12 protein-coding genes are annotated in these 11,816 nt (G+C 38.7%); 6 read left to right on the forward strand and 6 right to left on the reverse strand.

The window, feature by feature from the left end; genetic code table 11:
- Nucleotides 1-232: 232 nt before the first annotated feature.
- Complete coding sequence (locus tag FJR37_RS23915) at nt 233-871, reverse strand: histidine phosphatase family protein (protein ID WP_039200599.1); 639 nt, start codon at nt 869-871, stop codon at nt 233-235.
- A 365-nt stretch (nt 872-1,236) separates the two neighbouring features.
- Between FJR37_RS23915 and FJR37_RS23920 the strand changes: the two genes are divergently transcribed.
- Nucleotides 1,237-2,499, forward strand: coding sequence for an FAD-dependent hydroxylase (locus FJR37_RS23920; RefSeq protein WP_168467316.1), 1,263 nt, complete (start codon nt 1,237-1,239; stop codon nt 2,497-2,499).
- 414 nt (nt 2,500-2,913) lie between these two features.
- Nucleotides 2,914-3,231, forward strand: a complete 318-nt coding sequence (locus tag FJR37_RS23925) for a hypothetical protein (protein ID WP_217355377.1) — start codon at nt 2,914-2,916, stop codon at nt 3,229-3,231.
- A 379-nt stretch (nt 3,232-3,610) separates the two neighbouring features.
- Here the strand turns inward: FJR37_RS23925 and lysS are convergent, their stop codons facing one another.
- Nucleotides 3,611-5,194, reverse strand: a complete 1,584-nt coding sequence (gene lysS, locus FJR37_RS23930) for a lysine--tRNA ligase (protein ID WP_168467317.1) — start codon at nt 5,192-5,194, stop codon at nt 3,611-3,613.
- A 56-nt stretch (nt 5,195-5,250) separates the two neighbouring features.
- Nucleotides 5,251-5,610: a VOC family protein gene (locus FJR37_RS23935; RefSeq protein ID WP_168467318.1), complete on the reverse strand. Its 360-nt coding sequence runs from the start codon at nt 5,608-5,610 to the stop codon at nt 5,251-5,253.
- Nucleotides 5,611-6,391: 781 nt separating this feature from the next.
- Here FJR37_RS23935 and FJR37_RS23940 point away from each other — a divergent pair.
- Complete coding sequence (locus tag FJR37_RS23940) at nt 6,392-7,018, forward strand: 7-carboxy-7-deazaguanine synthase QueE (RefSeq protein ID WP_039200595.1); 627 nt, start codon at nt 6,392-6,394, stop codon at nt 7,016-7,018.
- Nucleotides 7,015-7,446 carry a 6-carboxytetrahydropterin synthase QueD gene (gene queD / locus FJR37_RS23945; protein WP_039200594.1) on the forward strand — a complete coding sequence of 144 codons (432 nt, stop codon included), beginning with the start codon at nt 7,015-7,017 and terminating at the stop codon, nt 7,444-7,446. Before FJR37_RS23940 ends, queD begins: the two co-directional genes overlap by 4 nt.
- 64 nt (nt 7,447-7,510) lie before the next feature.
- Here queD and FJR37_RS23950 read toward each other — a convergent pair whose 3' ends face one another.
- Nucleotides 7,511-8,794, reverse strand: a complete 1,284-nt coding sequence (locus tag FJR37_RS23950) for an ankyrin repeat domain-containing protein (RefSeq protein ID WP_039200593.1) — start codon at nt 8,792-8,794, stop codon at nt 7,511-7,513.
- Nucleotides 8,795-8,929: 135 nt separating this feature from the next.
- On the opposite strand from FJR37_RS23950, the gene FJR37_RS23955 reads away from it, so the two are divergent.
- A complete protein-coding gene (locus FJR37_RS23955; RefSeq protein ID WP_039200592.1) occupies nt 8,930-9,400 on the forward strand; it encodes a DUF4079 domain-containing protein in 471 nt (156 codons plus the stop codon).
- A gap of 514 nt (nt 9,401-9,914) precedes the next feature.
- Here FJR37_RS23955 and FJR37_RS23960 read toward each other — a convergent pair.
- Nucleotides 9,915-10,730 carry a Uma2 family endonuclease gene (locus FJR37_RS23960; RefSeq protein WP_168467319.1) on the reverse strand — a complete coding sequence of 272 codons (816 nt, stop codon included), beginning with the start codon at nt 10,728-10,730 and terminating at the stop codon, nt 9,915-9,917.
- A 148-nt stretch (nt 10,731-10,878) separates the two neighbouring features.
- The gene (locus FJR37_RS23965) at nt 10,879-11,661 is read right to left on the reverse strand and encodes a Uma2 family endonuclease (protein WP_039200590.1); all 783 of its coding nucleotides are present in this window, start codon (nt 11,659-11,661) and stop codon (nt 10,879-10,881) included.
- 28 nt (nt 11,662-11,689) lie between these two features.
- Between FJR37_RS23965 and FJR37_RS27515 the strand changes: the two genes are divergently transcribed.
- Nucleotides 11,690-11,815 (forward strand): hypothetical protein, encoded by a 126-nt coding sequence (locus tag FJR37_RS27515; RefSeq protein ID WP_256366901.1) that lies wholly within the window; start codon nt 11,690-11,692, stop codon nt 11,813-11,815.
- The last annotated feature ends 1 nt before the right edge of the window (nt 11,816 follow it).

Raw genomic sequence — 11,816 nt, forward strand, 5'->3', positions numbered from 1 at the left:
GACCCTGAAATGATCTCCAGGGTACTTACACGTTTTTCAGGCATTAATAAGTTTAAGATTACTCAGCCTGAAGAAATATTGCTACTACCTAAAGTAGAGTTAATGGAAATATTTTGGCTTGAGGTTAAAAAGTTTTGATTTATAGTAAGAATTCAAGTGGTTAGGATATGAATTAATCATGAAACTCCGTCTACAACAGGTTTTTGCTCCTGACTCGGTGACTCCTGTTATATTATGTTCCTGGACGAAAGCGAATATGATCGGGTAGATGATGGCGATCGCCTAATATTTCCAACAAAGGTCCATTTACATCAAATTTCACCATACTTACTGATGCGACCAAAATATTCACCCGATAACGATAGCGTCCCAAATCAATCCCCAGTAAACTGCAAAGCATAATCCGAATCGTGGCTTTATGGGAAACGACTAAAACATTACCTTGGGGATATTTTTCTTGAATTTCCGCAATTACAGGCATAGAACGGTTAGCAATCTCTACCGCAGTTTCTCCACCAATGGGTGCATTCCAAGCGGGTTCTGTCAACCATTTTACATAGTTTTCTGAGTAATTTTCTTGAGCAAACGATTTACTCTTAGTTTCCCATTGTCCATAACTACCTTCTCTAAGTCCTTCCCGCACCTGCATCTTCATACCAACAGCATCACAAAATGGCTTGGCGGTTGCAATTGCGCGTTTCATTGGGCTAACATAAACCGCCGACCAGTCCAATTTTTGATAAACATCAGCAAAACTGGATGCCATTTCCATTCCTGCGGGTGTCAAATCTGCATCAGTTTCACCACAGAAATTACCACTTTGACTAAAAGTAGTTTCGCCATGTCGCAGTAAATATAAGTTGAGTGTCATAGTTTATATGGCGATGGGGATAAAAGAGTTTGTGCAAAAACAAAATAACATCAATCTCACTATCAAGTCTGTTATGGCAGGACAAAGTGATCAACTCAAAAAGTCAATCAGGTAGTAAACTAATACTGTTCACACTTACAGCGATTTCCAATCATATAAGGTACATCTTAGCCCCCTCATCGCTTGCGGGGAGGGGGTTGGGGGTGGGGTTCTTGTTCCGGGTTTGATGACAATTTGCTGTAACACCAACAAAACGCAAAAATTTGTGTAATCTGTGTAATCTGTGATCGTTTCCTTTATTTATGTTGATCATCAGTGGCGATCGCGTCACAATAATAATTAAAACTATGTAATTTATCTTCACAATGTCCATCTCCCCGCTTACTCCTACCCTTTCATCCCCCCACACCCCCACAGAAACCTACTGGGGATATGATTATGATTTGGTCATAGTCGGTGGTGGCATTGTCGGCTTAACCCTAGCCGCAGCTTTAAAAGATTCTGGTTTAAAGATTCTCCTCATTGAAGCTAGAGTTGCATCAGCCGCAGTGGCTAAAGGACAGGCTTATGCTGTACATCTGCTGTCTGCCCAAATTTTCCAAGGAATTGGTTTATGGGACAAAATTCTCCCCAACATTGCTAAATATAACCAAGTGCGTCTCTCCGATGCTGATTATCCTGATGTGGTGAACTTCCAAACCGATGATTTAGGGACATCAGAATTAGGTTATGTAGCAGAACACTATGCGCTGTTAGCACCTTTACAGGAATTTGTTCAAAGTTGTGCAAATGTAACCATCTTGTGTCCAGCGGAAGTGGTAAGTACACAAAATGAAAGAGATATAGTTACTATTAATATCAAAATTGGCGACGAAAATCGGATAATTCGCAGTAAATTGTTAGTCGCTGCTGATGGTTCAAAATCTCCCATTCGTCAAGCTGCGGGCATTAAAACCAAAGGGTGGAAATATTGGCAATCATGTATTGTGGCTTTTGTGAAACCAGAAAAATCTCACAATAACACCGCTTACGAAAAATTTTGGTCTAGTGGTCCCTTTGCCATTTTACCTTTACCGGGAAACCGTTGTCGCATTGTTTGGACTGCACCCCATGAAGAAGCAAAAGCTTTGTGTGCGTTGAATGATGAGGAATTTTTAGCGGAACTAACTAAACGCTATGGTCAGCAAATGGGGAAATTGGAATTATTGGGAGAGAGATTTATTTTTCAGGTACAGTTAATGCAGAGCGATCGCTATGTTCTCCCCAGATTAGCATTAATAGGTGATGCCGCCCATAATTGTCATCCCGTCGGTGGACAAGGTTTAAATTTAGGGATTCGGGACGCAGCCGCATTAGCCGAAATCATCCAAACCGCCCATCAAAATCGTCAAGATATTGGTAATATTTCCATACTCAAGCAATATGAAAGCTGGAGAAAAAAAGAAAACCTTGCAATTTTAGGTTTCACCGACTTATTAGATCGAGTTTTTTCTAACAACTTCTTACCAGTGGTAATAATTCGCCGTTTCGGTTTGTGGATTATGCAAAGAGTTCCCATAGTGAAAATATTCGCCCTGAAATTAATGATTGGCTTAAAAGGAAAAACTCCACAACTAGCCAAACGCTGAAATCACCAAAACCAATATATCGTAGGGTGCGTCAGATTCGATAACTCAGCCAGCCCTAAATAGATTTTTGATATCTGACGCACCTTAAAAATAAATATTCGCCTTGAAATTACAGCAAATTGTCATCAAACCCGGAACAAGAACCCCACCCCCAACCCCCTCCCCGCAAGCGATGAGGGGGCTAAGATGTACCTTATATGATTGGAAATCGCTGTAATGATTGGATTAAAGGGAAAAACTCCCGAACTAGCCAAACGCTGAAATTACCAAAACCAAAATATCGTAGGGTGCGTCAGACTCGATAACTTAGCCAGCCATAAATAGATTTTGACATCTGACGCACCTTAAAAATGTACTTCTTTTCATAATTTGTTAAGAACATCAACCTAATAACTAAGGAGAGTAAGAGATATCATGACTCAAACTTTAGAAAATTCCCTTAATTTAGTAGAAGAAGAACAACATTTCTACCGTCCTGGAGTAAGTTGGGAAAAGTTCCAAGCAATTCAAAAAGCATTTGAAAATGTACCAGGAGTGCGTTTATTTTATTGTGAAGGAGTTTTAGAAATCGTGACTATCAGTAAACCACATGAAGCAATTAGTAGTTTAATGGCTGCACTACTAACCAAACACTTTGAAATAGAGGAAATTGAATTTTTCCCCAGTGGTAGCTATTCGCAAATTGTTCCTGGTATAGTTGAGTTAATAATAGTGAATTGTTGCCAAAATTAGATTTATCTTTATTGAATCGTTGTCTTTTGTTATCTTCCCCCTTAGAGGGTGTTTGAAAAGTTATGGTTGATGTATCAAATATTTTTTACCCCACCCTAACCCTCCCCTTGTAAAGGGGAGGGAACTGGATTTTTATTGTTTCCCCCCTTTACAAGGGGAAAGGGGGGTAGCAATGTGATGAAAATTACGGAATACCACTTTTCAAACATCCTCTTAGAAGCAATCAAAGAATTTCGTCGAGGGATTTAATAGTTGTTATATTATTCCTCGTTCCCAGCTTCTAGCTGGGAATGCTATCAAGAAGTCTCTGACTTCTGATAATCTAGAGGCAGAGCCTCATAAACCGTATTCCCTGTCAGAGACAGGGAACAAGAATAATTTAAACTTCTGCTTTTTCCTTACCAGCATTCAAAGCCACAATATCTTGCAACCTCGAAAGCACAAAAGACTTCTCCAAATAAGAAAACAAACCACCAGCCTTTGGACCCTTTTCTTTATTTAAAAAAGATAGATACAAAGCCTTAAAAGCAATTGGTTGTTGAATCCCTAACTCCTTAGTAGTCGAGAAAATTATAGTTTGTAATTCCTCAGCTTCCCAATGAGGAATATTCTGTAAATTCTCCATCAACTTTTGCAAATAAGCAACCTGTTCAGAGTTCAAATCATTAGCTTTATCAGGAACTTGTTCCAAATACAGAACTAACTTTTCTTCCTCATCTGCATAATCTTGTAACCACAATTGTGCAGCAGCAATTCTTTGATTAATAATTTGCTGATCATACTCAGTTAAAGGCTGTAAACTACGTTGGACAACCTCATCCTGAATATTTAAACGCGGAACTTGCAACAAAGAAATCAGGGTACTAAAATCAAAAGGTTGGAAAGTTTTAACTTCATCCCCTAGCTGTGCGTAAAATAACGGCATTAATTCCTCCGTTAATTCGGGAGATTTAGAATACTTGTTGATTAAAGTATCGTAATCTCTAAATAAACGAGTAGTAGTTTCATAATTTGGCGCGAAATTAATGACAGTTCTTGGCTGAGTCCGCAACATTAAAAACCGCAGTAATTCTGGTGGAAGTAAAGCCGCAATTTCTTCAGCACTCGAACCTACACCCTTAGAAGAACTCATCTTTGTCCCATTCACAAGAATGAATTCATAGGGAGAATGAAAAGGAGGTTGCTTTTGTAAAACCTTGCGACTAATAGCATTAGCAACATCACGAGAACCACCTTTTTGAGAGTGATCCTTTCCAGCCATTTCGATAGTTACACCCAACACATCCCACTTAGCCACCCATTCAACTTTCCAAGGTAATTTACCATTACCATTAAAAGGAGAAACCCAACCAGAATGTCCACAACCTTTTACATAGTCAGTTGCATCAGGTTTGCAGGTGTAAAATACTTCTGAACCGTTATAATCTGTCGTGACAGTTGTGGCAATCTTACCGCAATTTTCACAAATAACTTGAAAAGGATACCAGTTATTTGGACGGTCAGCTTTGCTTACTTCCTTATAAGCTTCTCTCACCAAATGGGCATTTTTTAAGAAAGTGTCAATATAGGAATTAAGTTTTCCAGAACGATATAAATCGCGGAGAAAATAAGTTTCTGGTTTAATTCCTAAATACTCGAAAACTTCAAAAAATTCACCAATGAAATATTTAGCATAATCACTAGCATCATCACCAGGAGAAGGCACATTACACAGAGGAAAGCCCAAATAAGGAGAAAACTTTTCCTGATCTAAGTATTTTGGAACTGTATCCAGTGCGTCATAGTCATCCACACCATACAAGAACTTAACGGGCTTACCTGCGTGTTTCAATGCCCGGTAAATCACATCATGGATAACCACACCCCGCAAAGACCCAACGTGTACCCGTCCTGATGGAGTCTTAGAATCATTAACTACCTGGTAGCCTACTGCATCAGCAGCGATTTTATCAGCCCAAAACATTTGCTATTTATCTTTTCACAATCTACCCATTTTAACTTTTGTCATGGAGAATAATCTCATTGTTGACTAAGTTCAATAATATTTCTATCTGGATCTTTAATAAAAATCGCCGCGCGACCAGAAGCACTAGCCTGAAAAGGATAATTTTTAGCGATTAACTCATCTTTCGCTACCTGTAAATCAATCACAGCAAAAGCAATATGAGGATTTTGTCCCCATTTTTCCTGTTGCTTATCGGTTGGTACAGCAGGCGCAACTATGAGATGAAGTTGATAATTACCGATTTGATACCAGACACCGGGGTATTTTAGAGGGCGTTCTACTTTTTCTAGTCCTAATACCTGACTATAAAAATATTCAGCCTGTTCTAAATCAGTCACTAGAATAGCAGTATGAAGACTCTGTATAATTTGCATTTTTTTGTTTTGTTAAAATATATAGTCATCATATTTGATTTTTGAACATTGCAAAACTCAGATCCCCGACTTCTTAGAGAAGTGGGGGATCTTATTGTTCAAAAAAAATTAATTTTTTCTTTAGGGACTTCCAAGAAATAAATTATCCTGATTAACGAACCACAGAGGCGCAGAGGACACAGAGGAATAAGGGTTTGAGAGATTTTTGCGTTAGGTGGTTGAGTATTTTTTTATTTGGAAGTCCCTTATGATTACTCGAAAGTGCCACAAATGCTCAGAAAACCACACCTAAGATAGATTGATTTATGATCCATGTAGTTTTTATTACATAAAAATTGATAATTCTAATACTTCCCCTTCAAATAAAAAAATGTATATTGTTCAAATCTAGCACAGTAGGAAACATCAAGGCAGAAACAAGGTAACGGTGAAAGATGAATTTACTTCTTTCTACCCTTGTCGTGTAAGAATTTTATCTTGATGTTTCTCTTTTTTAATAATTTGTAAATTGTTGATTTTTATCAAAATCTTATCTGATTAATTATTCTTAAATCCAGCAATATTTACTTAAGTAAAGTATAAATTTTACATAAAAACCCCATACAATAAAAAGAGCATGACTTACGCAATTGGCACATTGGTAGGGTGCGTCAGACTGCGTAAATTCTGCAAATAAATAGATTATTGATATCTGACGCACCCTACAACTCTTGCGTAAGTCCTACAGATTTTTACTTTTTCTATGGCAAGCTGGTAGTCAAAGAGGTTATGGATTTAAAAAATGTCGTTTTCAGAAATCAAGCTACCAATTCATGAAACTTTTCAAAGTACAGTTCAGGGAGAAGGATACTGGACTGGTTGCTTAGTAGACTTTATTCGCTTATCTGGTTGTCCAGTTGCTTGTCCTTGGTGTGATACGGGTTATGCTGACCCAAGAGCAAATTTACCTCGAATAGAACGTCCTATTGCTGAACTTCTAGGGGAAATAAAATCTCCCAGAGTGGTAATAACTGGTGGAGAACCATTTATTCATAAGCATTTACCGGAATTAGTACAAGCTTTGTTAGTTGCAGATAAGTTGGTTAGCATTGAAACATCAGGCTCTTTTTGGCAAGAAGTTTCCCCCGCAGCCTGGATTACTCTATCTCCCAAGGAACATCTTAATGCTAAATATCCAGTGCAAAGTCAGTTTTGGAGTCGAGCTAATGAAGTTAAGATAATCATAGAAACTGGTAGAGAACTTGATTTTTACGAAAAATATCTATCTACTCACCCTAATTTGCTTGTCTACTTACAACCTGAGTGGAACAGTTCCTCGAAATCACTACCGCTGATTTTCCAGATATTACAACAAAAACCTGACTATAGACTATCTTTACAAACACACAAGTATATCGGAGTACAATGACTAATCAGCAGTGGCTACTAGCTAAGGAATTCCGCTTTGAAGCAGCACATAAATTGCCTTACCATGATGGTAAATGTTCCCGGCTGCATGGACATAGTTGGCGTGGAGTTGTTTATGTAGCTGGTGATAGATTAGTGACAGAAGGTACTAAACAGGGTATGGTCATGGATTATTCAGAAATCAAAAAATATCTCCAACCCTTGCTTGAGAATTATTTAGATCACTATTATTTAAATGAATCTATGGGTTTAGAATCACCAACTAGTGAGGCGATCGCTGCTTGGATTTATGATAAATTAGAACAAGCAGGATTAGCAGGGTTAACAGCAGTCAGAATTGATGAAACTTGCACTTCTATTTGCTTGTATTCTAAAAATCGCATATCTGGCTGGTTGAATTCTGGTGAAAGCATAAATTTACTTCCCTGAATTTAATTTTCAAAACTCTTACCTTTGGGTGAAAATAATTCATATTTAAATAATTCAATGTCTATCACTCCTGCGCTCCAGCTTGTCTTAACATATTACAAATACCACGATAATTATTAAATTCGGCAATCATTAAGGCTGTATAACCCCCTTGATTTTTTAAGTTGATATCTGCTCCAGCTTGTATCAGCATTGCCACTGCTTGACTATAACCTTCTGCTACAGCCAACATTAAAGCAGTTGCACCGGCGGGGTTTTGCAGATTCACATTTGCTCCTGTTTCTAATAGTAATTGGAATATTTCGGGATAGTTGGCAGCTATGGCTTTGACTAAAGCGGTTTTACCATCATCTGCTAATTTATTAATATCTGCTCCATAATCAAGTAATAGTTTGACAGTTGGGAAATGTCCTTGGGATACTGCTAAGGTGAGCGCAACTTCGCCAAAGTTTTTCTTTTCCATATCTGCTCCTGCATCTAGTAAAACTGTTACTATGTCGCTATATCCCTGGAATGCGGCTATTAATAAGGGTGTATCTCCCAAATGGTTTCTAATTTGCACATCTGCGCCCCGTTGGATTAATATTTTGACTACATCTATATATTCTTCGACAACGGCAAGATGTAAGGCGGTTTCACCTTCTTTATCTTGATGATTAATTTCCACACCTGCATCTAATAAAGCGGTTATAATAGCAGTGTTTCCCGTTGCTGTGGCTGCTAATAATGCTGTTCCATGATCAACGTTTTTGATGTTAACATCAGCACCAGATGATAACAATGCTTGGACTATTTCTAAATAGCCTAAATCTGCGGCAATTATTAATCCTGTATCACCTTCTGGATCTTGACTATTGACAATATGGTTGTTTTGTGATAAAGCTTTAACTACTGTTGGATGTTTGTGTTTTATGGCTAGTTTGAACGCGGTATCATCATCTTTGTCGGTAATGCTTATGTCAGCACCGGCGGCTAATAAAATTTGTACAATCTCAAGATGACCTTTCAGTGCTGCTATCATTAATGCGGTACTACCATCATCGTTGGTAGCATTGACATTTGCCTCGTTAGAGACTAATAACTTGACAACATCTATTTGATTAGCACTAGCAGCCAGCATTAGTGCTGTTAAATTATAGGTTTTTCTGGTTAAGTTAATGTTAGCACCGGCATCCAAGAGCGATCGCACAATTTCTGTATAACCTAAATTCGCCGCAAACATCAATGCTGTAGTTCCATTTATATCGCTAATATCCACATTAGCACCGTCGGACAGCAGCGTAAATACTCCCTGCATATCCCCAGTTTTCACAGCCTTTAACAACGAATTATCTTGATTTTCTATCATTGGTTAGATCCTGTTTCGGTAGATGTGACTGATTCCAACTCCAGATTACACTTTGGCAAGATTGAAAAATTTCTACGTAAGAAAAATAAATGTATGCTAAGTTTTATGAAGATTTAATAATCGGAAGTAAAAAATATGGCTTTTGAACTAACTCCAACAATCAGATTCTGGTTGAACTTTGCTCACCCAGTTACTATGTGGGTACTATTAGCACTTTCCTTGTATGCTGCATATTTAGGATTACAAGTACAGCGTACCAGAAATGCTCAGGGAGAAGAAAAGAAAGAACTAGTTAAAGGGCGTTATACCATCAAACATCACCAAATTGGTTCTATTATGTTAGCTCTGATGGTGGCAGGTTCAATTGGTGGCATGGCTGTCACCTACATTAATAATGGTAAGTTATTTGTCGGACCCCATCTATTAGCCGGATTAGGGATGACAGGTTTAATAGCTTTTTCCGCATCTCTATCTCCTTTTATGCAAAAAGGCGCAAATTGGGCGCGGATAACTCATATATTGTTAAATTTTGCTATTTTAGGGCTTTTTGCATGGCAAGCCTTCTCTGGTGTCGAAATTGTCCAAAGAATCCTCACTAAAGCATAGATTGTCAATTCTCAATTTGTAGGGTGCGTCAGACTCGATAACTTGGTAAAAAACAGATTCCCTCTATCTGACGCACCATAATCCATCAGTTATTCCCTAAGAGGATGTTTGAAAAGTTTTTAATGTATAAACAAACCCCTCTCCAAACCTCTCCCCGAAGCGGAGAGAGGCTTTGAAACCCCCCTTCCCAGCCTTCGGCACGCTGCGCTAACGTAGGGCAGCGGGGCAGGGGGTTAGGTTTTTGGAGATTATCGGTTTCATCTAATACTTTTCGGCGTTGCTGATTTTAGGGATGAAAATAATTTTGCATACGTTCAAGACTCTTGTAGAGACGTTCCATGGAACGTCTCTACCTCCAGAAATCATACGCCAATTCAGCAACGCCTTTAATTTACAGCAAATTGTCATCAAACCCGGAACAAGAACCCCACCCCCAACCCCCTCCCCGCAAGCGATGAGGGGGCTAAGATGTACCTTATATGATTGGAAATTGCTGTAAAGTCCCTAAATAGTTTTACAGAATTTCATCAGGATTAACACCGATAGATTTCAGATAAGCCGCTAATTTTTCTTTTTGTTGGCGTTCCTCGTCTGCCCTTTGCTGTTGCTCGTCTGCCCTTTGTTGTTGTTGGTCTGCTCGTTCATTGCCAGTTAACAACATCTCACCATCTCCAGTCCACCAACGTAACCAGGGTATTTCCGTATCTTGTTGAATCCCCAACTCCACTCCCATTGGTGGAATCGGAAAATGCCCTCGTTCATTAGCTGGCATTTTCTCATACTTGCCATCTACCAAATGATAGACCTCAACCGATGATTTTTCTACCTCATAAATAGCATAAAAGGGAATCCTAATTGCTTGTTCATATACCCAGAATTTACCCGCTTTCTTTGGTTCTCCAGTTTGGTCATCAATATCATGTAATGAGGTAGTATCTCTTTCTTCTGAACCATCACCAGAGACAAATTCAATGGCAATTAATGGGGCAACAATTTCCTTCCACATGACATAAGAACAGCGATATACTCCTGCTAATAAAGGAGCAACATGGGGAACATAAAACCAATCTGGTGCTTCTGCTCCTTTTACTAGTGGTTCTGTAATTCGCCAATAAATACCGCTATCTTGTCCAATACAATAACGTCCGTCGGGATGTAGTTTTTGTAAAATTGCTTCTATAGAAGTTGTGAGAATGATACTTTGGGGTAGTTCCTGAAAATTTTTCACAAATTCTCCATCTGAATCTGGCAGTTGTGTGTGGTCAGGGAGTGTGATTTGATCGTCTTCAGATGTAGTTGGTGGTGCAATGATTGGTTTTGTTAATACCATAGCAACTTCATCGCCTTAGTTAATTTTTCCTAGTTTAACATGATCCTCAATGCAGATTTATACGATGTGACAAAAAGCGATCGCGTAAGCACTGCTGCAAGTAGATCGCATCTTATAAACAAGTAGAGAGCGCTTTTTTTCAAGACATCTATGGGATTTCGTCAGGATTAATACCCAAGGTTTTCAGGTACGCTGCCAGTTTTTCCTTTTGTTGTCGTTCTTGAAGAGCGATCGCTTCAGCTTCTTCTTTAGCAGCACGCATCTGATCTGCCCGTTCTTCAGCAGTGAGATACCTCACCCCAGAGCGATCGTACCAATAAACCCACTCCCGTTGCCAACCGCCCTGATTGCCCTGCTCACAACCAATTCCTAGCTCTATCTCCGGCATCCAGAACACTTTACCATTTCCTGGTAACAGAGCAACCGATGGGACTAATTCATACTTGCTATCTACCAATTTATAAACTTCTAAAGACTGATGTTTTTTATACAATCCTCTTCTTCCACTCAAGGGATTGTAAATCACATAATATAAAATCCCTAAATCTTGGTACTCTAACAACTTGCTATCATATTCGCCATTATATTTGTGAGAAACTACTTCCAATACCAAAATTGGTAATACTTTTTCTTCCCATAATAAATAACTTAATCTACCCCCTTCATTTTTGAGTCTCTCCACTCCTAAAGCTAAAAACCCATCAGGAACAATTGATTTAGATTTTGCCGGTTCTTCTGTGTTTGGTTCATAGTAAACGCACATATCTACTCCCCAGAACCAATCTTGGCGATCGCCCCAAATCCATTTCAATAAATTTAACAATAGATTGGGAATATCATTTTGGAGTTCATTATCCACTGGGGTTTCGTCGCTGTCGGGTAAGTCTTCTGCTGTGGGCAGATTTTGATATTCATAAGATGTCGTAACCATAGCTTTTTGGCCTGTTACTTTCGCTTCTATGATATTAACTCATTTAGCGATCGCCTCAGATTCTTCTTTAGCACCACGTTTTTGGAGGGGTTTAGCAATGCTCATAGGTGTCAACTTAACCGAAAATATAGGAGTCCTATATGTTATCTGTTAGC

Source organism: Aphanizomenon sp. UHCC 0183 (assembly GCF_009712065.1).
Taxonomy (GTDB): Bacteria; Cyanobacteriota; Cyanobacteriia; order Cyanobacteriales; family Nostocaceae; genus Dolichospermum; species Dolichospermum heterosporum.